This window comes from Methylobacterium sp. EM32, assembly GCF_040593685.1.
In the GTDB taxonomy this organism is placed as follows: Bacteria; Pseudomonadota; Alphaproteobacteria; order Rhizobiales; family Beijerinckiaceae; genus Methylobacterium.
Map to the genome: position 1 here is coordinate 18,047 of NZ_JBEXZS010000028.1, position 20,606 is coordinate 38,652.

Annotated in this window: 25 protein-coding genes; 9 read left to right on the forward strand and 16 right to left on the reverse strand. The window is 70.9% G+C overall.

The genetic code is table 11. The annotated features are described in order from the left end of the window. The first annotated feature begins 312 nt into the window (after positions 1–312). The 5 genes from ABZT49_RS04510 to fae all read left to right on the forward strand — a co-directional run bounded on the left by ABZT49_RS04510 (position 313) and on the right by fae (position 5,344). A complete protein-coding gene (locus ABZT49_RS04510; RefSeq protein ID WP_355283590.1) occupies positions 313–1,575 on the forward strand; it encodes an ATP-grasp domain-containing protein in 1,263 nt (420 codons plus the stop codon). A gap of 257 nt (positions 1,576–1,832) precedes the next feature. Beyond that, positions 1,833–2,813: a methenyltetrahydromethanopterin cyclohydrolase gene (mch, locus tag ABZT49_RS04515; RefSeq protein ID WP_355283592.1), complete on the forward strand. Its 981-nt coding sequence runs from the start codon at positions 1,833–1,835 to the stop codon at positions 2,811–2,813. A gap of 10 nt (positions 2,814–2,823) precedes the next feature. Continuing rightward, positions 2,824–3,738, forward strand: coding sequence for a RimK family alpha-L-glutamate ligase (locus ABZT49_RS04520; RefSeq protein WP_355283595.1), 915 nt, complete (start codon positions 2,824–2,826; stop codon positions 3,736–3,738). Further along, entirely contained in the window at positions 3,738–4,607 is an 870-nt protein-coding gene (locus tag ABZT49_RS04525; RefSeq protein ID WP_355283598.1) for a triphosphoribosyl-dephospho-CoA synthase, read from the forward strand. Before ABZT49_RS04520 ends, ABZT49_RS04525 begins: the two co-directional genes overlap by 1 nt. Before the next feature lie 221 nt (positions 4,608–4,828). Further along, positions 4,829–5,344, forward strand: a complete 516-nt coding sequence (gene fae / locus ABZT49_RS04530; RefSeq protein ID WP_355283601.1) for a formaldehyde-activating enzyme — start codon at positions 4,829–4,831, stop codon at positions 5,342–5,344. Between the two features lie 154 nt (positions 5,345–5,498). On the opposite strand, the gene ABZT49_RS04535 is transcribed toward fae, so the two are convergent. Beyond that, complete coding sequence (locus tag ABZT49_RS04535) at positions 5,499–6,197, reverse strand: HisA/HisF-related TIM barrel protein (RefSeq protein WP_355283603.1); 699 nt, start codon at positions 6,195–6,197, stop codon at positions 5,499–5,501. 38 nt (positions 6,198–6,235) lie between these two features. Here ABZT49_RS04535 and ABZT49_RS04540 point away from each other — a divergent pair, with 38 nt between their 5' ends. Then, positions 6,236–7,291: a hydantoinase/oxoprolinase family protein gene (locus ABZT49_RS04540; RefSeq protein ID WP_355283606.1), complete on the forward strand. Its 1,056-nt coding sequence runs from the start codon at positions 6,236–6,238 to the stop codon at positions 7,289–7,291. A 281-nt stretch (positions 7,292–7,572) separates the two neighbouring features. On the opposite strand, the gene ABZT49_RS04545 is transcribed toward ABZT49_RS04540, so the two are convergent. Both ABZT49_RS04545 and ABZT49_RS04550 read right to left on the reverse strand, forming a co-directional pair. Beyond that, complete coding sequence (locus ABZT49_RS04545; protein WP_355283608.1) at positions 7,573–8,070, reverse strand: BLUF domain-containing protein; 498 nt, start codon at positions 8,068–8,070, stop codon at positions 7,573–7,575. 127 nt (positions 8,071–8,197) lie between these two features. Further along, positions 8,198–9,247 (reverse strand): aromatic ring-hydroxylating dioxygenase subunit alpha, encoded by a 1,050-nt coding sequence (locus tag ABZT49_RS04550; RefSeq protein WP_355283610.1) that lies wholly within the window; start codon positions 9,245–9,247, stop codon positions 8,198–8,200. 284 nt (positions 9,248–9,531) lie between these two features. Here ABZT49_RS04550 and ABZT49_RS04555 point away from each other — a divergent pair, with 284 nt between their 5' ends. Continuing rightward, complete coding sequence (locus ABZT49_RS04555; RefSeq protein ID WP_355283612.1) at positions 9,532–9,942, forward strand: DUF3597 domain-containing protein; 411 nt, start codon at positions 9,532–9,534, stop codon at positions 9,940–9,942. A 62-nt stretch (positions 9,943–10,004) separates the two neighbouring features. Here the strand turns inward: ABZT49_RS04555 and ABZT49_RS04560 are convergent, their stop codons facing one another. Next, the gene (locus ABZT49_RS04560) at positions 10,005–11,132 is read right to left on the reverse strand and encodes a polyamine ABC transporter substrate-binding protein (RefSeq protein ID WP_355283615.1); all 1,128 of its coding nucleotides are present in this window, start codon (positions 11,130–11,132) and stop codon (positions 10,005–10,007) included. Between the two features lie 2 nt (positions 11,133–11,134). Then, complete coding sequence (locus tag ABZT49_RS04565; RefSeq protein WP_093570198.1) at positions 11,135–11,494, reverse strand: RidA family protein; 360 nt, start codon at positions 11,492–11,494, stop codon at positions 11,135–11,137. 200 nt (positions 11,495–11,694) lie between these two features. Here ABZT49_RS04565 and ABZT49_RS04570 point away from each other — a divergent pair, with 200 nt between their 5' ends. Next, on the forward strand, positions 11,695–11,967 hold the full coding sequence (locus ABZT49_RS04570) for a GlsB/YeaQ/YmgE family stress response membrane protein (protein ID WP_355283619.1): 273 nt from the start codon (positions 11,695–11,697) through the stop codon (positions 11,965–11,967). Positions 11,968–12,108: 141 nt separating this feature from the next. Here the strand turns inward: ABZT49_RS04570 and ABZT49_RS04575 are convergent, their stop codons facing one another. The 6 genes from ABZT49_RS04575 to rpsO all read right to left on the reverse strand — a co-directional run bounded on the left by ABZT49_RS04575 (position 12,109) and on the right by rpsO (position 16,698). Next, positions 12,109–12,351, reverse strand: a complete 243-nt coding sequence (locus tag ABZT49_RS04575) for a YgaP-like transmembrane domain (RefSeq protein ID WP_355283622.1) — start codon at positions 12,349–12,351, stop codon at positions 12,109–12,111. A gap of 90 nt (positions 12,352–12,441) precedes the next feature. Beyond that, positions 12,442–13,074, reverse strand: a complete 633-nt coding sequence (locus ABZT49_RS04580; protein WP_355283625.1) for a glutathione S-transferase family protein — start codon at positions 13,072–13,074, stop codon at positions 12,442–12,444. A gap of 86 nt (positions 13,075–13,160) precedes the next feature. Then, the gene (locus ABZT49_RS04585; RefSeq protein ID WP_355283628.1) at positions 13,161–13,586 is read right to left on the reverse strand and encodes a type II toxin-antitoxin system VapC family toxin; all 426 of its coding nucleotides are present in this window, start codon (positions 13,584–13,586) and stop codon (positions 13,161–13,163) included. Continuing rightward, complete coding sequence (locus ABZT49_RS04590) at positions 13,583–13,837, reverse strand: FitA-like ribbon-helix-helix domain-containing protein (RefSeq protein WP_355283630.1); 255 nt, start codon at positions 13,835–13,837, stop codon at positions 13,583–13,585. Before ABZT49_RS04590 ends, ABZT49_RS04585 begins: the two co-directional genes overlap by 4 nt. Positions 13,838–14,025: 188 nt before the next feature. Then, positions 14,026–16,197: a polyribonucleotide nucleotidyltransferase gene (pnp, locus tag ABZT49_RS04595; RefSeq protein WP_355283633.1), complete on the reverse strand. Its 2,172-nt coding sequence runs from the start codon at positions 16,195–16,197 to the stop codon at positions 14,026–14,028. Positions 16,198–16,428: 231 nt separating this feature from the next. Then, entirely contained in the window at positions 16,429–16,698 is a 270-nt protein-coding gene (gene rpsO, locus ABZT49_RS04600) for a 30S ribosomal protein S15 (RefSeq protein WP_048427462.1), read from the reverse strand. Between the two features lie 296 nt (positions 16,699–16,994). Between rpsO and ABZT49_RS04605 the strand changes: the two genes are divergently transcribed. Further along, positions 16,995–17,540 (forward strand): ferritin-like domain-containing protein, encoded by a 546-nt coding sequence (locus ABZT49_RS04605; RefSeq protein WP_355283637.1) that lies wholly within the window; start codon positions 16,995–16,997, stop codon positions 17,538–17,540. Between the two features lie 27 nt (positions 17,541–17,567). Here ABZT49_RS04605 and ABZT49_RS04610 read toward each other — a convergent pair whose 3' ends face one another. From ABZT49_RS04610 to ABZT49_RS04630, 5 genes are all read right to left on the reverse strand, one after another. Then, the gene (locus tag ABZT49_RS04610; protein ID WP_355283640.1) at positions 17,568–17,855 is read right to left on the reverse strand and encodes a helix-turn-helix transcriptional regulator; all 288 of its coding nucleotides are present in this window, start codon (positions 17,853–17,855) and stop codon (positions 17,568–17,570) included. After that, positions 17,855–18,142, reverse strand: a complete 288-nt coding sequence (locus tag ABZT49_RS04615) for a type II toxin-antitoxin system RelE/ParE family toxin (RefSeq protein WP_355283642.1) — start codon at positions 18,140–18,142, stop codon at positions 17,855–17,857. The genes ABZT49_RS04610 and ABZT49_RS04615 overlap by 1 nt, the downstream gene beginning before the upstream one ends. 120 nt (positions 18,143–18,262) lie before the next feature. Continuing rightward, on the reverse strand, positions 18,263–19,072 hold the full coding sequence (gene xth / locus ABZT49_RS04620) for an exodeoxyribonuclease III (RefSeq protein WP_355283645.1): 810 nt from the start codon (positions 19,070–19,072) through the stop codon (positions 18,263–18,265). 19 nt (positions 19,073–19,091) lie between these two features. Then, positions 19,092–20,045: an outer-membrane lipoprotein carrier protein LolA gene (locus tag ABZT49_RS04625; RefSeq protein WP_355283648.1), complete on the reverse strand. Its 954-nt coding sequence runs from the start codon at positions 20,043–20,045 to the stop codon at positions 19,092–19,094. A 148-nt stretch (positions 20,046–20,193) separates the two neighbouring features. Next, the coding region (locus ABZT49_RS04630) for a DNA translocase FtsK (protein ID WP_355283651.1) at positions 20,194–20,606 on the reverse strand (413 nt) is incomplete at its 5' end.

The window sequence follows — 20,606 nt, forward strand, 5'->3', positions numbered from 1 at the left end:
AGCCATGTGCGATCGTGATGGGTCGTTCTACCGTGATCTCTCCCGGCGGGGCTTCCTCGGCCGGGGCGCCGGCGCCCCGGCGGCGATTGCCCTGCCGGCCCAACCCGCGGCCCTGCTGGCGCCGAGCCCGGCCGTAGCGGTCACCGCCGCGCGACCCGTTCTCCGCCGGCTCCTCCAAGCGGTAGCACGAGGCCGGCGGACTGCACCAATGGACAGGCCGCCGGCCGGGCCGCTCCGGCTTACAAGCAGGCGGTCGCCCTCCGGCACGAAGCGGGCGGGCGACCGCGCTGTCGTCGCTCCGGGGAGGCCCGCTTGGCCCGCTCGATCCCGCCTGGGCTCGCGCCGCTCACCATCGACGCCCCGCCGGGCGGGCGGGGCGTGACCGGCGCGGCTGTCCTGATCGCGGCGCAATCCGGCCGGGCGCTCGCGGCCGCGGCGCGGCGCGCCGGCTACCGTCCCTTCGTCGCCGACCTGTTCGGCGACGAGGATACCCGCGCGCTCGCCGCCGGCTACCGCTGCGTGCCCGGCCGCCTCGGCGCCGGGCCGGGAGGCCGGGGCGTGGAGGCGGCGCTGGCCGATCTCGCAGCGGAGGCGGGCCATCCCGTCGGCCTCGTCCTCGGCTCAGGGTTCGAGGGGTCTCCGGGGCTGATGCGGCGGCTCGCCGGGCGCTACGCGCTGCTGGGGGCGACGCCCGAGGCCGTCGCGGCGCTGAAGGACCCGGGCCGCTTCGCCGCCCTGTGCGGCCGCCTCGGCATCCCGCACCCCGAGATCGCGCTCGCGCCGGTGCCCGATCCGGATGCTTGGCTCGTGAAACGGCGCGGCGCCTCGGGCGGCGGCCATATCCGCCCGGCTCTGCCGGGGCGGCTCCCGGCGGGCAGCTACCTCCAGCGCCGCGTGCCGGGCCGGCCCCGCTCGCTCAACGCGCTGGCGGATGGCCGCGCCGTCACGGTGCTGGCGGCGACCGAGCAATGGGCGGCACCCGGGCCCGGCCGGCCGTTCCGCTACGCCGGCGCCGCCGGGCCGGCCCCGCTGCCGGCCCCGGTGCGGGAGGCGGCCGAGCGGGCGCTCGCGGCGTTGGTCGCGGCCACGGGGCTCCGCGGCCTCGTCAGCGCCGACCTCCTGGTCGAGGGCGAGGCCTGGTGGCTGCTCGAGATCAATCCCCGGCCCGGCGCCACCCTGGACGTGCTCGACCGCGGAAAGGTGCCGCTCTTCGCGGCTCACCTCGCTGCGGCGCGCGGCCGGCTGCCGGAATACCGGCTGGAGCTGCCGGGCGCCGCCGCGACCGAGATCCTCTACGCCGACAGCGAGATTCCCGCGGTGCCGGCCCTCGACTGGCCCGCCTGGACGATGGACCGGCCGCCGGCGGGCAGCCGCATCGCGGCGGGGGCGCCGGTCTGCACGGTGCTGGCCGAGGGAGCGGATGCGGCGGCGGCCCGGCGCGCCGTCGCGGCGCGGGCGGCGGCGTTGCGGGCGCAGCTGGAGGGAACGGCCGACATCGCATTGGCTTTCGCCTGCCCGCGCTCCATGCTCGACGAGCGTGCGCCGATTCCCCTCCCCCTTGTGGGGAGGGGCTAGGGGTGGGGGTGGTGCAGGAGGCACCACCAAGCTCTATCCGGCACCACCCCCACCTCCAGCTCCTCCCCACAAGGGGGAGGAGAGGTGCCCGCCTTCAAGTTCGGAGACATCTAAACCAAGCTGTTTGAATGCCGTCATCCATGTGGCGAGGGAACCCTGCGCTTCGTTCGTCACCAAACGGGGCCGAAGACCCCGACCGATCTGAATGGCCAAACGCGGAACGCCACCCCGCCTGCGGCCCCGAGGGAGTTCACCGAATGAGTTCATCCGCCACCCCGTCCCGCCCGAGCGTGAATGCGCTCGCCGCTCCCCTGGTCGAGGCCCTCGCCGCCGACGCGGCCCGGTTGCGGCTCGCCGTGACGCGGGCGCCGGACGGGGCGCGGCTGATCGATGCCGGGGCGGGGGCGCGGGGCTCGATCGAGGCCGGGCGGCGCATCGCCGAGATCTGCCTCGGCGGCCTCGGCACCGTGACGGTGGGACCCGCCGGCCCCCTCGACGCCTGGCCCTTCACCCTGACGGTGCACAGCACCGACCCGGTGCTCGCCTGCCTCGGCAGCCAGTATGCCGGCTGGAACCTCGCCGACGAGGAGGGAGATTCGGGCTTCTTCGCCCTCGGCTCCGGGCCTGGCCGGGCGGCGGCGGCGGTCGAGCACCTGTTCGAGGAACTGGCCTACCGCGACGAGGCCCCGCGGATCGCCCTGGTGCTCGAATCGGGCAGCCCGCCACCCGCCGCCGTCACCGCCAAGGTCGCAGCCGCGGCCGGGGTGACGCCCGCAGACGTCACCTTCGTGTACGCTCCCACCCAGAGCCTCGCCGGCGCGACCCAGGTGGTCGCCCGGGTGCTGGAGGTCGCGCTGCACAAGGCGCACTCGGTCGGGTTCGACCTGAACGCCATCGTCGACGGGATCGGCGCGGCGCCGTTGAGCCCGCCGCATCCGGACTTCATCCAGGCGATGGGCCGCACCAACGACGCGATCATCTATGGCGGGCGGGTGCAGCTCTTCGTCGAGGCCGACGATTCCGACGCCATGGCGCTCGCCGAGGCCTTGCCGAGCACCACCTCGCGCGACCACGGTGCCCCCTTCGCGGAGATCTTCTCCCGCTTCAACGGCGATTTCTACGCCATCGACAAGCACCTGTTCAGCCCGGCCGAGGTGGTGGTGACCTCGCTGACCTCCGGCCACAGCCACCGGGCCGGCCGGCTGGTGCCGGAGCTGGTCGCGCGCTCCTTCGCCTGAGGTCTCTGCCATGCGGATCGGGCTCGCGGCCGATAACGGCGCCTGGCACAAGGCGAAACTCCTCGCGGCGCTCAACGACCTCGGCTCGAGGCCGGTGCTGTTCTCGCTCGCCGACGTCACGGTCGAGACCGGGCATCCCGAGCCCCTGCGCGTGCCGGGCTTCGGCGGCGACCTGCCGGACGGGGTGCTGCTTCGCACCATCGCGGGCGGCACCTTCGAGGCGACGACGATGCGGCTCGGGGTGCTGCACGCGCTCGAGGCCGCCGGCACATTGGTGTGGAACGGACCGGCCGCCATCGAGCGCTCGGTCGACAAGGCGATGACGAGCCTGCTGCTCGCCCGCCACCGCATCCCGACGCCGGAGACCTTCGTGCTCTCGCGCCGCGAGGCCGCCGCCGAGGTGGTGGCCCGGGAGGCGGGGCCGGGACGGCCGCTGGTGCTGAAACCCCTGTTCGGCTCGCAGGGCGAGGGACTGCAGCTGATCGCAGAGCCCGGGGAGCTGCCGCCGGAGGAGCTGGTCGGCCGGGTCTACTACCTCCAGCGCTACGTCGCCCGGCGCGACGGGGCCTTCCAGGATTACCGGGTCTTCGTCTGCGCTGGCCGGGCGGTGGCCGGAATGATCCGGGAGGGCGACGGCTGGGTCACCAACGTCCACCGGGGCGGCCGGCCGCTGCCCTGGCGCCCGCCGGCCCGGGCTGCGGAGCTGGCGGAGCGGGCCGCCGCCGCGATCGGCTGCTTCTATACGGGGATCGACCTCGTCGAGGACGGGGAGGGCGGCTTCCAGGTGCTGGAGGTCAACAGCATGCCGGCCTGGTCGGGCCTGCAGCAGGTGACCTCCGTCGACATCGCCCGGGAAGTCGCCGCCGGCTTCCTGGCGGCGGTCCGGACGGGCTCGGCGCCGCGCCTCGTCGCCGAGGGGGCGTGATGCGGCCCCTGACCGCGCCGGCGATCGGGCAAGCCTATCTCGCCGCCTGCCGGGCCGAACTCGCGGCGATCAAGCCCGGCAACGTCCACGTCCACGCCGCCGGGCACCGGATGAGCGTGGCGGATTTCGAGGCGAGCGCGATCCTCTCCGCCCCCCACCTCGCTGCGGCGGGCGCCCGGGTCGGGGCGCGGATCGAGGGTGCGGTCGCGGCCACCCGCACAGGAGTCGGCCAGAACACCAATCTCGGCATCGTGCTGCTCTGCGCCCCGCTCGCCGCCGCGGCCGAACGGCCGGGCCCGCTGCGGCAGGCGCTGGGCGGCGTGCTGGCGGACCTCGACCAAGCGGACGCGGCCGGCCTCTACGCGGCGATCCGGCTCGCCAATCCCGGCGGCCTCGGCCGGGCCGAGCGCCACGACGTGACGACCGACGCCGCCCCGCCCGTCCTGACCGCCATGAGCGAGGCGGCCTCGCGCGACCGCATCGCGCGCGCCTACGTCACCGGGTTCGAGGACCTGTTCGCCACCGGGCTCCCGGCGCTGGCAGCGGCGCGCGCCACGGGCCTGTCCGAGCCCTGGACCACCACGGCGGTCCACCTCGCCTTCCTGACCGGCTTCCCCGACAGCCACATCGCCCGCAAGTTCGGCCCCGCCACCGCAGAGCGGGTGCGGGCGGAGGCCGAGGCCGCCCTCCGCGGGCTCGCCCTCGGGGAGGGCGCGCGGGCGGCCCTGCTCGCCCACGACACCGCCCTCAAGGAGGCGGGCCTCAACCCCGGCACCAGCGCCGACCTCACCGTGGCGACCCTGTTCCTCGACGCGCTCGCCCGCCTGAGGGCGCCGGACGATGACTCGACCAATGCAACCCGCCAATAAGTCGTAGTCGCGATACGGCTCGTCTGCCGGCGTCTCGGCCGGACTGGACCATTGTACCGGGCCGCCCGCCTTGTTCACGGTTCAGCGGCGCTGTAGTGTCGCGCCGCTATCCGGAGAACCGGTTCGGCCGCGGGCTGAACGCCGACAGCAAGGATGGCGGGGCCGAGCCGCATGATTAAGGCGGCCGGTTAACCTTATCGACACCTGGGAGAACCCCCCACATGGCGACGATCAATAAGGTGATGGTGGGCGAAGCCCTCGTCGGTGACGGCAACGAGGTCGCGCATATCGACCTCATCATCGGCCCGCGCGGCAGCGCCGCCGAGCAGGCGTTCTGCAACAGCCTGACCAACAACAAGCACGGCTTCACCAGCCTGCTCGCGGTGGTGGCGCCGAACCTGCCGTGCAAGCCCAACACCCTGCTGTTCAACAAGGTCACCATCAACGACGCCCGCCAGGCCGTCCAGATGTTCGGCCCGGCCCAGCACGCCGTCGCCAAGGCGGTGCAGGATTGCGTCGCCGAGGGCATCATCCCGGCCGCCGAGGCCGACGACCTCTACATCCTGGTCGGCGTGTTCATCCACTGGGAAGCCGCCGACGACGCCAAGATCGAGAAGTACAACTACGAGGCCACGAAGCTGTCGATCCAGCGCGCCATCAAGGGCACGCCGACCGCCGCCGAGGTCACGCAGCAGTACAAGACCGCCCAGCACCCCTTCGCGGCGAACGTGGCTTAGACAGGAAACCGTCCGGAACAGTCAGCGGCGCCTCCCCCGCCGCCTCCGCCGCCTCCGCCGCAGGGGCTGTTCCAGCGACTGGCCTCCATCTTCCTCGGTCGTTGACCGCACCATCGGGAGGGCCCCAGCGGGCCCTCCTTTTCTTTTGGTGCCATCAGGCCCGCAGCCGCCCGTCATGGATCGCGCTCGCGACCAGCACCCCGGCGGCGCCGGCCGCCGCCAGGGCCGGCAGGTCCTCCGGCCCGCGCAGGCCCCCGGCGGCGTAGAAGGCCGTGCGCGGCGCCAGGGCCTTGAGGGCGGCGAGCCCGGCGAGGTCCGGGCCCGCGCCGCTGCCGACCCGCGACAGGGTCATCACGATCACCTCCGGCGGCCAAGTCGACGGGTCCTCGTGCAGCTCCGGCGCGCCGAGACGCGCGCCGTCGCGGCTGTCGAGGGAGAGCACCGCGGCGGCGCCGAGCCGGCGCACCAGGGCCGCGTCCGACTGGCTCTCGCTGCCGAGCACCGGCCGGCCGAGGCGAGTGGCGAGGAACGAAGCGACGCCGCCTTCCGTGGAAAAGCCGGCATCGACCCACAGCTCCACCCCCGGGCAGGCCGCGGTGATCGCCCGCAGGGCGCCGAGGTCGGGCGGCGTCCCGTCCATGATCGCGTCGAGGTCGGCGACGTAGAGCCGGCGCGCCGGCCAGGCGCCGAGGAGGCCGCGCGCCACGTCGGCGGGGGCGGGGCCGGGGCTGAGCGGCGTCACGATCGGCGCGTAAAGCTCCCGGTCGCCGGCCCGGGCCCGCACCACGACGCCGCCGCGCAGGTCGAGGACCGGCACCACTTCGGTCCGGGTTGAAAAGCCCGGCCCGCTCATGCCACCCCGCCCCGACCGTTCCCGTGCGAGATCCGACCGTGCCCCATCTCCATCCCCCCGCCTCGCTCTCTCGCGTCATCGGCTGGGACCTCGGCGGGGTCCATGTCAAGGCGGCGCTGATCGAGGGCGGCCGCGTGCAGGCGGTGGTGCAGGCGCCGTGCCCGCTCTGGAACGGCCTGCCGGCCCTCGACGCCACCCTCGCAGCTCTGCCGGGCTGGGCCCGGGAACCGGCCCGCCACGCCGTGACGATGACCGGCGAACTGACCGACTGCTTTTCCGACCGCGCCGACGGCGTGGCGCAGCTCGCCGCCTGGGCCTCGGACCATCTGGCGGGCGAGGTCGCGATCTATGCCGGACGTTCCGGCTTCGTCGCGCCCGGCGCGGCATCGTCCCGCGCGTCCGACGTCGCCAGTGCCAACTGGCACGCCGCCGCCGCCCTGGTCGGCCGCTTGCGGCCGGACGCGCTCCTCGTCGACATCGGCTCGACCACCGCCGACCTGATCCCGATCCAGGACGGGCAGCCCCGCGCGCTCGGCTACAGCGACGCCGAGCGGCTGGAGACGGGGGAGCTGGTCTATACCGGGGTGGTGCGCACGCCGCTGCTGGCCCTGTCGCGGACGGTGCCGTTCCGCGGCCGGCGCACGGCACTGATGGCCGAGTGCTTCGCCACCACTGCCGACGCCTATCGCCTGCTCGGTCGGCTACCGGAGGCAGAGGACCAGCAGGACACCGCCGACCTCAAGGGCAAGTCGATGCCTGAGACCGAGATCCGCCTCGCCCGGATGATCGGCCGCGACCGCCAGGAGGGCGGAGCGGCCGACTGGGCGCGGCTCGCCGGCTTCTTCGCCGAGGCGCAGCTGCGCCTGCTGCATGACGCCGCCGGCCTGATCCTGTCCCGCGGCGCGTTGCCCGACGCGGCGCCGTTCGTGATCTGCGGCGCCGGCCGCTTCGTCGCCGCCCAGCTCGCGGCGCGCCTCGAGCGCCCGGCCGAGGAACTGGCCGACCTGATCGCGCCACGCCTCGCTCCGGAGGCCGCCGCCTTCGCGTCGACCTGCGGGCCGGCGGTGGCGGTGGGGTTGCTGGCGGCGGGGTGAGTTGTGGGCCGAAACGCGGTTATCACGGCAAACGACGTCACGACGAGCCTACGAGGCACAGACATCCCCTCGTACGCCACACCCTTTCCCGGACGACTGAAACGAAGTGGAAGGAGATCCGGGATCCAGCAGAAGAAGTGCCGCGAAGCAGCTCTGAATGCTGAGCCGTTGCGGACAAGCAGACGCTTCGCGACTTCTTGCGCTGGATCCCGGATCTCCTTCCGCTGACGCTTCAGTCGTCCGGGAAAGGGGAAGCTTTATAAGATACGGCTTGCGAGCAGTCAGAACCGGTGGGCCAGCGCCGCGCCGAGCCCATCCTCGATCCCCCCGCGCGCACCGAGCCACGGCAGGCTGATCGGGGTGTCGATGAGCAGCAGCAGGGTCCGGCGCAGGAGCTGGTCCAGCGATTCGGGACCGCCGCCCGTCCCGAGGCCGGTGCCGTTGAGTCGGTCGTCCAGCTCCCGGGTGGTACCCAGGAAACCCATGCTCCAGCCGGAGAAGCGGCGCTCGGCCGCGACGTCCATCTCGATCACCGCGAGGGTGTGGTGGCGCCGGTCGACGAGGATCGATTCGAAGATCGGTTGCACGCCCGTCCGCGGTCCCTCCAGCACCTGAAAGAAGCCGAGGCCGGTATAGACCAGCACGCCCGAGACCGCGGCCGCCTGGTTGCGCCGCCGGGCGGTCGCGAGAAGGCGCGCGACGTGACCCTGACCCAGCATCACCTCCGCGGGGTGCGCAGCGGTACTCTTGTAGATGATGCGAAAGATGTCCTCGGACATCCGAATCTCCGGGCAGCGATTCCACCTGGATAGTCCGAACGGTGCCGGTCGCGATAGCACCCGAAGGCACAACCGGGAGAATTCTATGCCAGATTCGCCACCTGAGATAGAATTCCCACACCCGGGCTCAGCTGCGCCAGCGCAGTTCCCGCGGCTCCAAAGGGTTGACGAAGGCGGCGCCGGCCTCGCGAGCGCGCAGGAACTCGCGCTTGAGGCTGAAATACCATTGCGACTGCACGTCGCTCTCGCCCATCAGCACCATCGCGGGCTTCCGGTCGAGGCCGCGCTGGGCGATCTGGAGCACGTCCCGGTCCTGGCCGAGGAACTGGCGCATCAGCGGCCGGGCGACGGGCTTCAGCAGGTTGAGGCCTGGGATGTTCCAGTACATCGCGTTGATGAGCGCGGTGCGCCCGTTCGCCAGCGGCGAAGCGAAGGTGTAGTTGGCGAGACGCTTCGGGCCGGCGGTGATCCGCTCCAGCCGCACCCCCGGCAACCGGAACTCGATCTCGACCTCCGGGATCGAGCCGAGCAGGCGGTAGGCGAGGGAGGCGGTCTTCGCCGTGTGGCTCGTCATGGTGAAGCCGAAGGGCGAGGGCGCAAAGTGCTTCACCTTCTCCTTCATGGTCTTCGACGGGCGCCACCACCAGGAATCGTGCACGTAGGCGACGTGGGCCGGATCGACGAAGCTGAGCGCCACGAGGTCGAACGAGGCCTCGACCTCCAGGATCTCGACGAGCTGGCCGCAATAGTCGAAATCGACCTCCGGGATCGGCGGCGCCGTCTCCGGGCTCGCGCCCGCCGGGTTCGCACTGGCATGGACCCAGATCAGGCCCGACTTCTCGGCCACGGCGAAGCGGGCGAGGCGGACCGAGGCGAAGTTGGCGTCGTCGCGGCGGGCGAGCGCGGGAATCGCCGCGCAGGCGCCGTCGGGCCGGAACTGCCAGCCGTGGAATGGGCAGACGAGGTTGCCGTCGACGAGGCGGCCGGCCGAGAGCGCCATGCCGCGATGGGGGCAGCGGTCGCGCAGGGCGAACAGCGCGCCCGATTCCTCGCGCCCGACCACCACGGCCTCCTCGCCGAGGCGGACCGACCGCATGCCCCCGGGCCGCAAGCTGCGGCTCTCGCCGACGCAGTACCAGACGTCGTCGAGCGCCCGGCGGATCGGATCCCCTGTCATGCTGCCTTCCGCGGTCCCAACCGTTCCGTGCCCCTCGCGGCATTCCTGCCGGCGGATGTCCTTAACGCATCCTGCGGGCGCGTGAAGCGCTCAAGGGCGCGCACCTCCCCCGCGCCGACACGGCGCGAATGGCAGGCGCCGCGCCGCAAGACGATGCGGAACGGCGAGCGGGGCCGTTCGTTACCGTGCCGGGATGCCGCAGGGCGAGCGCGCCCTACATGGCTCCCCGGCCGCATGCGCGGGCGGCCCCCCACATTCGGAAGCCCCTGACGGAGGATGACACGATGAGCCTGCTCGGGACGATCGTCAGCAAGATCCTGCACCCCTTCGGCGGCGGCGAGGCCAAGGCGGAGACGCCGGACGCCACCACCCCCACCAGCGCCCCGGCCGGCGGTTCGGGCGGAGCCGCCGGCGGCGACGTGCCGAAGGTCGACGGCAAGGTCGATGTCGAAGCGGTGCTCAACGACCTGGCCTCCAAGGCCGGCCAGCCGCTGAACTGGCGCACCTCGATCGTCGACCTGATGAAGCTGCTCAACCTCGACAGCAGCCTGTCGGCCCGCAAGGAACTCGCCCAGGAGCTGCACTACAGCGGCGACACCAGCGATTCCGCCACGATGAACGTCTGGCTGCACAAGCAGGTCATCAAGAAGCTCGAGGAGAACGGCGGCAAGGTGCCGGACGACCTCAAGGACTAAGAGGATCGGATCGGCCCGCCTCCGGGAGAGGCGGGCCGGGCCGCAAGGACCGGGCTCGGCTTTCAGCGCCCGGTACGCGCCCGGGTCCAGAGGCGGGTCACCACCCGCTGGGTGCGGTCGTCGTAGGCGGTGTTGGTGAACAGCCGGCGGAAGGTGGCGTCGTCCGGGTAGATGCCGGGATCGGACAGGATCTCGGGCTTGACCAGGGCCTTCGCCGCCAGGTTGCCGCTGGCATAGGAAACGAAGTTGGTGTTGGCCGCGGCCACCTCGGGCCGCATCATGAAGTCGATGAAGGCGTAGGCCTCCGCCGCGTGTGGCGCATCCTTGGGGATCGCGAAGGCGTCGAACCACATCAGCGCGCCCTGCTGCGGGATATAGTAGGCGATGTCGACGTCGTTCTTCGCCTCGCGGGCGCGCCGGCGGGCCTGCAGCACGTCGCCCGAATAACCCACCGACAGGCAGACGTCGCCGTTGGCGAGCTGGTTGATGTACTCGGAGGAGTGGAACTTCTGCACCGCGCCGCGGATGCGGAACAGCGCGTCGCCCGCCTTGTCGAGGTCGTCGACCCGGCGCGAATCCGGCTTCAGGCCGAGCGCCTGGAGCACGCTCGGAACAATGTCGTCGGGCGAATCCAGCATCGTGACGCCGCAATCCTTGAGCTTGGCGATCAGCTCCGGGCGCAGGACGATGTCCCAGGTGTTGAGCGGCTGGTTGGGACCGAGGCGCTCGCGCACCAGCGCAGTGTTCACCCCGATGCCGGTGGTGCCCCACATGTAGTCGACCGCGTAGGCATTGCCCGGATCGTAGGCCGCGAGCCGCGCCGTCACCTCGGGCCAGGCGTGCTTGAGGTTCGGCAGCTTGGCCTTGTCGAGGGGCTGGAACGCGCCGACCTTGATCAGGCGCTGCAGGAAGGGCCCGGTCGGCACCACGATGTCGTAGCCCGAGCGGCCGGCGAGCAGCTTGGTCTCGAGGATCTCGTTGGTGTCGTAGGTGTCGTAGACGACCTTGATGCCGGTCTCGCGCGTGAAGGCGTCGAGCATCTTGGGGTCGATATAGTCCGACCAGTTGTAGATGTTGACGACCCGCTCCGGCGCGGCGACCGCGGGGCCGGCCGGCCCCGCCGCGAGGGCGAGGAGGCAGGCGGCGGCCCCCAAGGCGGCCCCAAGGAAACGGCGCCGGAGCGGGTTCATCGTCAGGCTCCGGTCGCGGCGATGATCGAGATCTCGACCCGGTATTGCGGGCCGGCGAGCTTGGCCTCGACGGTGGCGCGGGCCGGGGTGTGGCCGGCCGCCACCCAGCCGTCCCAGGCCCGGTTCATCTCGGCGAAGGTCGACATGTCGGCGAGGTAGATCGTGGCCGAGAGGAGCTTCGTCTTGTCGCTGCCCACAGAGGCGAGCAGCGCGTCGATCTGGGCCAGGATGTCCTTGGTCTGCGCCTCGACGCCCTCGTTGTTCGAGACTTCGTCCGCGACCTGGCCGGCCAGGTAGACGGTGCCGTTATGCACCACCGCCTGGCTCATCCGGGGGCCGGTCTCGAAACGCGTGATGGTCATCGGGAACTCCTGGAGGGATCTGAGGGGAGGGCCCGGAGAAGGGACTTGGACGGGCGCTCCGGCGCCTTGTGCCGCCGAACCCGGGCCGGCGTAAAGGGCCCTCGGGAAAACCTCGGCGGCACGGGACGCAGGTTTCGGCGCAACCACGGCGCGGTCAGCGCGTTTGCTCTTCACTTAAGCGGAGCCGAAGGGCAGCCTCCATGCTTGCGATCCTGTGGACCATCATCATCGGCTTCGTCGCCGGTGTCATCGCCAAGTTCATCATGCCCGGCTCGACCAATGAGCCGAGCGGCTTCATCATGACCACGCTTCTGGGCATCGTCGGCGCTTTCGTGGCGACGTTCCTGGGCCAGGTCACCGGCTGGTACCCACCGAACGAGGGCGCGGGCCTGATCGCCTCGGTCGTCGGCGCGGTGATCGTGCTCGCGATCTTCGGCTTCATCCAGGGCCGCCGCCGCACCACGGCCCTTTGAGGGCACGGTGAGCCGGCGGGACCCGCCGGCTCTTCCTCGAACGAGAAAGGCCCGCACCGGGAGACCGGTGCGGGCCTTTCTAATGTCCGGGCATGCCGCACGCACGAGAGGGCGGGGCACCCGAGGCGCCCCGCCGAAGTATCAGACGCGCGCCGGCGCGTGCGAGCTGCCGTTCATCAGCGACTTGGCGGCGCAATGGCCGGTGGCGCCGCGGATCGCCAGGAGCGAGCCAGCGACCAGGGCCGCGAGGCTCAGGAACTTGTTCGGCCGCGGCTGCGCCGCGGCGGCCGCCAGACCGAGGCCGAGCACGACCGAGATGGTGCGCTCCTTGGTGGTCAGGTTGCGCTCGCCGCCGAAGACGTCGTGGATCAGGTCGTTGGCCATGGGGTCTCCGTCAGGGTATCGCGGAAGAATTCCGCTGCGTCGCGGTGCGAACGCGGCCGGAGGCCGGACGTTCCCTGGGGAAGAGCCCGCTCAGGCCTGCTGCGCTTCGGCGATCAGCCTGTCGTCGATCTCCCGGGCGCGGATGGCCGCCGGGCGGTCGGCGAGGCGGGCGACATAGGCCTCGTAAGGAGGGCGCCGCTCGATGCCGCCGAACTGCATCCCCCACATCAGGTGTGAGCCGAGATAGAGGTCGGCGGCCGAGAAGCGTCCGCCGGCGAGGTAGTCGCGGCCCGAGACCGCCCCTTCGAGGGCGTCGAGCACCTCCGCCATGCTGCCGTAGCCGACCATGCGGCGGCGCTCCTCCGAGACCTCGACGCCGAGCGCCTTGTTGGTCACCGCCGCCTCGACCGGCCCGGCGGCGAAGAACAGCCAGCGGTAATACGCGCCGCGCTCCGGATCACCCGCGGCCGGAGCGAGGCCGGCTTCCGGGAAGGCATCGGCCAGGTAGGCGCAGATCGCCGCCGTCTCGGTCACGGTGACGCCGCGATGGGTCAGGGCCGGCACCTTGGCGAGCGGATTGATGGCCCGGTAGGCCGCCTCCTTCATCGTCGGACCGTAGCCGACGATTTCGGTGCGGTAGGACGCCCCGACCTCCTCCAGCATCCAGCGGACGATGCGGCCGCGGGACATCGGATGGGTGTAGAAGACGAGATCGTCGCTCATGCGCTGCCTCCCCGGCGGGCGAATCAGCGGCGCCCGCGACAGACCTTGAAGCAGAGGCGGGGGCGGGCGGGAAGGTGGGGGCTCCGTTACGGCGACATCGCCCACGGGTCGACCGTGCGTAACCCGGCGGCTTCGAAAGGGCCAGTGTCGCGGGTGGAGACCATCAAGCCGTGCGCCGCCGCCGTCGCGGCGATGCAGCCATCCGCCATGGCGATGCCCCGGCCGGCCTGCCTCGCCCGCACCATGCGATCGGCATAGGCCTGCGCGGCATCCAGGTCGAAAGCCAGGATACGGCCCTCGAACAGGGGCAATACCTCTGCCTCCAGGCGACGGCGGAGCGTATCTCGCCGCTTGCCCGGCGGCAGGGCGGCGATTCCGAACCGGAGTTCGGCGACGGTGATGGCCGACAGGCAGAGGGTCTCGATCGCCTGGGCGTCGATCCAGGCGAGCACGCGCGGATCAGGGGCTGGCCGCAACGGCTCGGACACGACGTTGGTGTCGAGCAGGATCATTCGAAGCTCATCGGCGCGGTCGGGGTCTCGCCCCGGAGACGGTCGAACGGCTCCAACTCCACCTCCGTCAGGCCCGCCTCGCGGCCGATCGCGGACAGCAACGTGCCGAGCTTGACGCGATGCGTCGGGCGTACCGCCGCTTCGAGGATGTCGCGCATCTCGGCTTCCGTACTGCGCCCGTGCTGAGCGGCGCGGACCTTCAGGGCGCGGTGCGCCTCGTCGGAGAGGTTGCGGATGGTGACGGCGGGCATGACGGCGTGCCTCGGAGAATCAAGAAAATGATAGCAAATCGCACGATCTGCCATCAACGCTCATAGTGCCAATCCGCTGACGCTTGCGGACACCTACATACGAAAAAAGCGCGGTCCCGGAGGACCGCGCTCTTGGATCTCTCATCGGGCGGAGACCTGTCCGGTCCCCGCCCGATCGACTTAGCCGATCACTCGCCGGCGCGGGGCTGCCGCTCGCGCGAGCGGTCGGCGTCGCGCTGGGCCTTCAACTTCTCGGTCAGGTCCTCGCCGGTCGCCTGGTCGACGACCTTCATCGAGAGGCGGATCTTGCCGCGATCGTCCTGCCCCAAGAACTTCACCTTCACCTTGTCGCCCTCCTTCACCACGTCGGTGACCTTGGCGACACGCTGGGCGGCGAGCTCGGAGATGTGGACGAGGCCGTCCTTGGCGCCGAAGAAATTGACGAAGGCGCCGAACTCCATCGTCTTCACGACAGTGCCCTCGTAGATCATGCCGACCTCGGCCTCGGCCACGATCGAGCGGATCCAGTTGTAGGCCGCCTTGATCGCCTTGCCGTCGGCCGAGGCGATCTTGATGATGCCGGTATCCTGGATGTCGATCTTGGCGCCGGTCTTCTCGACGATCTCGCGGATCACCTTGCCGCCGGTGCCGATCACTTCGCGGATCTTGTCGGTTGGGATCTGCATCGTCTCGATGCGCGGCGCGTGCTCGCCGAGCTCGGGACGGGCGGCGGTCAGGGCCTTGGACATCTCGGCGAGGATCGTGGCACGGCCGTCCTTGGCCTGGGCCAGAGCCACCCGCATGATCTCCTCGGTGATGCCGGCGATCTTGATGTCCATCTGGAGCGAGGTGATGCCCTCCTCCGTGCCGGCCACCTTGAAGTCCATGTCGCCGAGGTGATCCTCGTCGCCAAGGATGTCGGACAGGACCGCGTAGCGCTCACCCTCGAGGATGAGGCCCATGGCGATGCCGGCCACCGGACGGCGCAGGGGCACGCCGGCATCCATCAGCGACAGCGAGGCGCCGCAGACCGAGGCCATCGAGGACGAGCCGTTCGACTCGGTGATCTCCGACACGACACGGATCGTGTAGGGGAACTCGTGGGCGGCCGGCAGGACCGGGTGCACGGCGCGCCAAGCGAGCTTGCCGTGGCCGATCTCGCGGCGGCCCGGGGAGCCCATGCGGCCGGTCTCACCCACCGAATAGGGCGGGAAGTTGTAGTGGAGGAGGAACGTCTCCTTGTAGGTGCCCGAGAGCGCGTCGATGAACTGCTCGTCGTCGCCGGTGCCGAGGGTGGCCACCACCAGCGCCTGGGTCTCGCCGCGGGTGAACAGGGCCGAGCCGTGGGTGCGGGGCAGCACGCCGACCTCGGAGACGATCGGGCGGACGGTCTTCACGTCGCGGCCGTCGATGCGGGAGCCGGTGTCGAGGATGTTCCAGCGGACCACCTTCGACTGGGCCTCCTTGAAGGCGGCCTTGATTTTTTCCGCCTCGAAGCGGGCCTCGCCCTCGGCGGGAGCCAGGGCCGCCATCACCTTCGCCTTCACGGCGTCGACGGCGGCGTAGCGCTCCTGCTTGACGGTGTTCTTGTAAGCCTCGCGCAGATCGGCCTCGCCGACCTCGAGCACGGCCTTCTCGACCTCGGAATTATCCGCGGGCTGGAAGTTGCGCGGCTCCTTGGCAGCCTTCTCGGCGAGCCGGATGATCGCCTCGATGACCGGCTGGAAGTGCTTGTGGCCGAACATCACGGCCCCGAGCATCACGTCCTCGGACAGCTCCTTCGCCTCGGACTCGACCATCAGCACGGCGTCCTGGGTGCCGGCGACGACGAGGTCGAGGGTCGAGCCCTCCATCTCCTGGATGGGCGGGTTGAGCTTGTACTGGCCGCCGACATAGCCGACGCGGGCCGCGCCGATCGGGCCCATGAACGGCACGCCCGAGAGGGTGAGCGCGGCCGAGGCCGCCACCATGGCGAGGATGTCGGGATCGGTCTCGAGGTCGTGCGAGAGCACCGTGACGACGAGCTGGGTGTCGTTGCGCCAGCCCTCGACGAAGAGGGGGCGGATCGGCCGGTCGATCAGGCGGGAGACCAGGGTCTCCTTCTCGGAGGGACGGCCCTCGCGCTTGAAGTAGCCGCCCGGGATGCGGCCGGCGGCGTAGGTCCGCTCCTGGTAGTTAACCGTGAGGGGGAGGAAGTCGATGCCGGGCTTCGGCTCCTTCATCGATACCACGGTGGCGAGCACCGAGGTCTCGCCGTAGGTGGCGACCACGGCGCCGTCGGCCTGGCGGGCGACCTTGCCGGTCTCGAGCACGAGCTTGCGCCCGCCCCACAGCAGCTCTTCGCGTTGAACGTCGAACATGTTCGTCATGCCTTCCTGCGGTCCGGGAGGGCGGCGCCAGCGCAAGACGGCGAGGGGCTCGACGGATGAGCCCCCGGCGATCCTGCCCTGGCGGTCGCGGCCCGCATTCTTGCAGTGCGGGTCCCGGAAGAGTGGGCGGCCGGACCCATTCCGGCCCACCCGGGGCGATGGAGCCTATGGCTTCATCGCAAAACGCGGCCCGGGCCGGTGCCCGAACCGCGTGAGCCCGCCTTAGCGGCGGATGCCGAGGCGCTCGATGAGGGCGCGGTAGCGCGCCTCGTCCTTGCGCTTCAGGTAGTCGAGGAGCGACCGGCGCTGCGAGACCAGCTTGAGCAGGCCGCGGCGCGAGTGGTTGTCCTTGGTGTGGGTCTTGAAGTGCCCGGTGAGGTTCTGGATCCGCTCGGTGAGGATCGCGACCTGCACCTCCGGCGAGCCGGTGTCGGTCCCGCCGCGGGCGTGTTCCTTGATGAGCGCGGTCTTGCGCTCCGCCGTGATCGACATCGCGTGTCCTTTCAGGTGGTACGGTTTCGTGGATGCGCGGCCGCGAAGGACCGCCTTCTCGCACGGGGCTCGGCCGGGCCAGGATGTCGTCCAGCGCGGTCTGCCAAGGCGAAAAACCTCGCCGTGTAAGGGCGAGGGTGGCGCACCTCTACACGAAACCGTCCGCCCCCGCCACTCCCCGTCGCCGAATCATCCCGCGCGCGGTTTCGTCACGCCCGCACGGGAATGGCCGAGGTCGAACCCAGGATACCCCCGAGCAGTTTGCCCGCCATTCTCACCCCCACGAGAGGTTCACCATGACGACCGCGACCGCGGACAAGACCGGCACGGCCACCAACGAGATTGTGCAGTCGATCTACGTCACCGCCCTGCGCAACACCCACGCCCTGGAGAAGCAGGCGGCGCAGATGATCCAGCGCCAGATCGAGCGCTACGAGAGCTATCCCGAGCTGACCCAGGCCCTGCGGCTGCACAAGAGCGAGACCGACCAGCAGGTCACCCGCCTCTCCGACCTGCTGCACGGCCACGGCGAGGACCGATCGCTCCTGAAGGACGTGGTGACACAGACGGTCGGCAACGTCGCGGCGCTGGTGCACAGCGTGACGGGCGACGAGGTCCTGAAGAACCTCTACACCGACTACTCGGTCGAGACCTACGAGATCGCCGCCTACACCTCGCTCATCGCGCTCGCCGAGGAGGCGGGGCATAGCCGAGACATCGAGACCCTGCGCCAGTCGCTCAAGGAGGAAGAGCGGATGGCCGAGGCGGTGTTCCGGCAGATCGTGCCGGTGACGAAGGGGTATGTCGCCCGGGAGGTGCGGGGCGAGAAGGCGGACCGGTAAGAGGCAGAGGGGCGGGGCTTCGCCCCTTCAGTTCCGCTCGAAGGCGAATTCGATCCGGAGGCGAGCCCCCGTCGCCTCCGCGAAACGGCGCAGCGAGGTCGTGGTCGGCGCGGTCTTGCCAGTTTCCCAACGTGCCACCATCGCTTGCGAGGTGCCGATGCGACGGGCGACTTCCGCCTGGGACAGCTTGGCGGCCTGCCTGGCTTCCGCCATGGCGAAGGCTAGATCCATCGCCGGAGAGACTTCCTCGTAGGCGGCTTGATATTCGGGGTCCGCGTGCCAGCGCTCGCGGACGCTCTGGAACGGGATCGACATCACTGTACTCCTTTCGCGCGCTCCAGGGCCCTTTCGATCATGCGTCTCGGCGTCTTCTGGGTTTTCTTCATGAACGCCGCGACGATGACAACCCGCTGGCCGACGACAGTGACATAAAGCGCACGACCATCGTCACCTGCAGCGCTCGGACGCATCTCCCAGAGCTTGCCTTCCAGATGCTTGACGTGAGGCTCGCGAAGGTTGTCGAGCCCAAGCACTTCGATTCTGCTGACGATCTTGTCGAGGGCAGCACGAACCTTCGGAGGCCAAGCGTCAAGCTCCGCCATGACGGCCTCGTCTAGGATCTAGACCTGCCACGGCATGCAGAAAACTATATCAAAAAAGGCATCGATCAAGGCGTTGTTTCATCGCGGCTACCCAGGGCTTGCTGTGTTGCAACCGTATGATCACAGCTCCAGCTCCACCGTCACCGGCACATGGTCCGACGGCTTCTCCCAGGCCCGGGTGTGCCGCGCCACCGTCACCGCCTTGACGGTATCGGCGAGGTCCGGGGTGACCCAGATGTGGTCGAGGCGCCGTCCCTTGTCGGCGGCGGCCCAGTCGGGGGAGCGGTAGCTCCACCAGGTATAGATCTTCTCCGGCGGCGGGCGCAGGTGGCGCATCGTGTCGATCCAGCCGGCCTCGCCCCGCAAGGATTCCAGGCGCTCGGTCTCGATCGGGGTGTGGCTCACCACGTCGAGGAGCTGCTTGTGCGACCAGACGTCGTGCTCCAGCGGCGCCACGTTGAGGTCGCCGACGAGGATCGCCGGGCCGGCGGGGCGCCGGCCGCCCCAGGCGCGCAGCTCGTCCATGAAGGAGAGCTTGTGGGCGAACTTGTCGTTGAGCTTGGCGTCCGGCACGTCGCCGCCCGCCGGAACGTAGAAGTCGTGGATCGCGATGCCGGCGGCGGGCCCGGCCTCGGGGCCGAGAACCGCCGAGATGTGGCGCGCGTCCTGGCGCTCGCAGAAGCTCATCACCTCGCGGGTGACGAGCGGCAGGCGCGAGAGGATCGCGACGCCGTTATAGCCTTTCTGCCCGGCGAAGACGACGTGGGGATAGCCGAAGCCCTGCAGCTCCTTCAGCGGGAAGCGGTCGTCCGGGCACTTGGTCTCCTGGAGGCAGAGCACGTCGGGCTTCGCCTCGTCGAGGAAACGGCGCACGAGGTCGATGCGCAGGCGGACCGAGTTGATGTTCCAGGTGCTGACGGTGAGGCGCAACGGTCGGGTACTCGCGAAATCAGTTCGGGCGGGCCTGCTGCATCTTGGCCTCGAGCTCCTTGTCGACGGCCCGGCCGTAATTGATGACGAACAGCATGCCGTCGACGGCGCGGCCGCGCTGGAGGTTGGAGAGCAGCACGGTGGTCTGGTAGCCCTGCGGGTCGGTGATCCGCCACTGGCTCAAGGTCTTCATCGCATCGTCGAAGTAGAGCGCGATGCGCGAGGTGCCGCCGAGCGTCGAGCGGTCGTCGAGCACGATGCGGATGCCGCCGGGCTCGGCCGACACGTCGGTGACCGTGAGGTCGCGAGCGAGGTCGATCTTGTCGCGAAGCAGGAATTTCAGCGGCGTCTGCGAGATGAAGTAGAGGTCCTGCGTCGCGAGCTTGCGGTCGCGCACCGCCACCGAGGTGCCGTCGGCGATCACCTCCAGGGAAGAGGGCTGGTCGTAGTCGAAGCGCAGGCGGCCGGGCTTGGCGAGGGTGAGCTTGCCGCCGATCTTGCGCCCGTCGGCGCCGATCTGGACGAAGTTGCCGGTCAGCGTCGTGACGCCGTTGAAATAGGCGTTGGCGCGCTCGATCACCGCCGCCGGGTTGGCGGGATCGACCGCCGACGGCGTCGTGACGGCGGCGACCTGCTGGGCCGGCCGGCTCTCGCCGGCGGACGGGACGGCGGCGGTCTCGACGGGCTCGGGCGCGGCGTTCTTGCCGCCACCGAGGGAGGACGGCCGGCGCGGCGGCAGGGGCGCCTTGGCGGAGGGGCCGGGAACCTGGCCGGCTGCGGGTGCCTGGCCCGGGGCAGCGGGGGCCATGTCCGGCTGCACGGCCTCGGGCGCCGGGTCCTTGCGGCCGAACAGGCCGTCGAGGAACGACGACACCTGCGCCTCCGCGGGCGCCGCGCTCAGCAGGGCGGCGACCGAGAGCGCGGCGCCGAGGGACACCGCGCGGAGCGGGCCGGAGCGGGGACGGCCGTTCATCGGCAGGGTTCTCCGTGTGGGCGGACGGGGAGGGACGGGGCTGCGCCGGCATGCCGACGCCGCACCTGCCCGGGATGCTGGCTTGCCGCAGGGGGCCGGTCCGGCCATAGAGCCGTCCCCTGTGGCGAATATGCGACGGCGGGGCGGCTCACGCCTCCTCGGCCCCTGGCTGGGGCGCCGGCTCGATCAGGATCTCGCGCTTGCCGGCGTGGTTGGCCGAGCCGACGATGCCCTCGCGCTCCATCCGCTCCATCAGCGAGGCCGCCCGGTTGTAGCCGATCTGCAGCCGCCGCTGGATGTAGCTGGTCGAAGCCTTCTTGTCGCGAAGCACCACCGCCACCGCCTGGTCGTAGAGGTCGGCCGACGGGTCGCCGAAGCTGCCCTGGTCCATGACCGGGGCGTCCTGCGCGGCGGCTGCCGCCTCCTCGGCCTCCTCGTCCGCCGTGACGGCGTCGAGGTAGGACGGGCGGCCCTGGCGCTTGAGGTGGGCCACCACCTGCTCGACCTCGTCGTCCGAGCAGAACGGCCCGTGCACCCGGGTCGTCCGCCCGCCGCCCGCCA

Excerpts from the sequence above, each read along its gene's own strand:
- ABZT49_RS04610 (WP_355283640.1), bottom strand. The coding sequence starts at position 17,855 with ATGTCGATCCCGTTCCAGAGCGTCCGCGAGCGCTGGCACGCGGACCCC.
- ABZT49_RS04555 (WP_355283612.1), top strand. The coding sequence starts at position 9,532 with ATGAGCCTGCTCGGGACGATCGTCAGCAAGATCCTGCACCCCTTCGGC.
- mch (WP_355283592.1), top strand. The coding sequence starts at position 1,833 with ATGAGTTCATCCGCCACCCCGTCCCGCCCGAGCGTGAATGCGCTCGCC.
- ABZT49_RS04525 (WP_355283598.1), top strand. The coding sequence starts at position 3,738 with ATGCGGCCCCTGACCGCGCCGGCGATCGGGCAAGCCTATCTCGCCGCC.
- ABZT49_RS04605 (WP_355283637.1), top strand. The coding sequence starts at position 16,995 with ATGACGACCGCGACCGCGGACAAGACCGGCACGGCCACCAACGAGATT.
- ABZT49_RS04550 (WP_355283610.1), bottom strand. The coding sequence starts at position 9,247 with ATGACAGGGGATCCGATCCGCCGGGCGCTCGACGACGTCTGGTACTGC.
- ABZT49_RS04545 (WP_355283608.1), bottom strand. The coding sequence starts at position 8,070 with ATGTCCGAGGACATCTTTCGCATCATCTACAAGAGTACCGCTGCGCAC.
- rpsO (WP_048427462.1), bottom strand. The coding sequence starts at position 16,698 with ATGTCGATCACGGCGGAGCGCAAGACCGCGCTCATCAAGGAACACGCC.
- ABZT49_RS04625 (WP_355283648.1), bottom strand. The coding sequence starts at position 20,045 with ATGAACGGCCGTCCCCGCTCCGGCCCGCTCCGCGCGGTGTCCCTCGGC.
- ABZT49_RS04590 (WP_355283630.1), bottom strand. The coding sequence starts at position 13,837 with ATGCCCGCCGTCACCATCCGCAACCTCTCCGACGAGGCGCACCGCGCC.
- ABZT49_RS04585 (WP_355283628.1), bottom strand. The coding sequence starts at position 13,586 with ATGATCCTGCTCGACACCAACGTCGTGTCCGAGCCGTTGCGGCCAGCC.
- ABZT49_RS04580 (WP_355283625.1), bottom strand. The coding sequence starts at position 13,074 with ATGAGCGACGATCTCGTCTTCTACACCCATCCGATGTCCCGCGGCCGC.
- ABZT49_RS04575 (WP_355283622.1), bottom strand. The coding sequence starts at position 12,351 with ATGGCCAACGACCTGATCCACGACGTCTTCGGCGGCGAGCGCAACCTG.
- pnp (WP_355283633.1), bottom strand. The coding sequence starts at position 16,197 with ATGTTCGACGTTCAACGCGAAGAGCTGCTGTGGGGCGGGCGCAAGCTC.
- ABZT49_RS04565 (WP_093570198.1), bottom strand. The coding sequence starts at position 11,494 with ATGACCATCACGCGTTTCGAGACCGGCCCCCGGATGAGCCAGGCGGTG.
- ABZT49_RS04570 (WP_355283619.1), top strand. The coding sequence starts at position 11,695 with ATGCTTGCGATCCTGTGGACCATCATCATCGGCTTCGTCGCCGGTGTC.
- ABZT49_RS04560 (WP_355283615.1), bottom strand. The coding sequence starts at position 11,132 with ATGAACCCGCTCCGGCGCCGTTTCCTTGGGGCCGCCTTGGGGGCCGCC.
- ABZT49_RS04615 (WP_355283642.1), bottom strand. The coding sequence starts at position 18,142 with ATGGCGGAGCTTGACGCTTGGCCTCCGAAGGTTCGTGCTGCCCTCGAC.
- ABZT49_RS04520 (WP_355283595.1), top strand. The coding sequence starts at position 2,824 with ATGCGGATCGGGCTCGCGGCCGATAACGGCGCCTGGCACAAGGCGAAA.
- fae (WP_355283601.1), top strand. The coding sequence starts at position 4,829 with ATGGCGACGATCAATAAGGTGATGGTGGGCGAAGCCCTCGTCGGTGAC.
- ABZT49_RS04535 (WP_355283603.1), bottom strand. The coding sequence starts at position 6,197 with ATGAGCGGGCCGGGCTTTTCAACCCGGACCGAAGTGGTGCCGGTCCTC.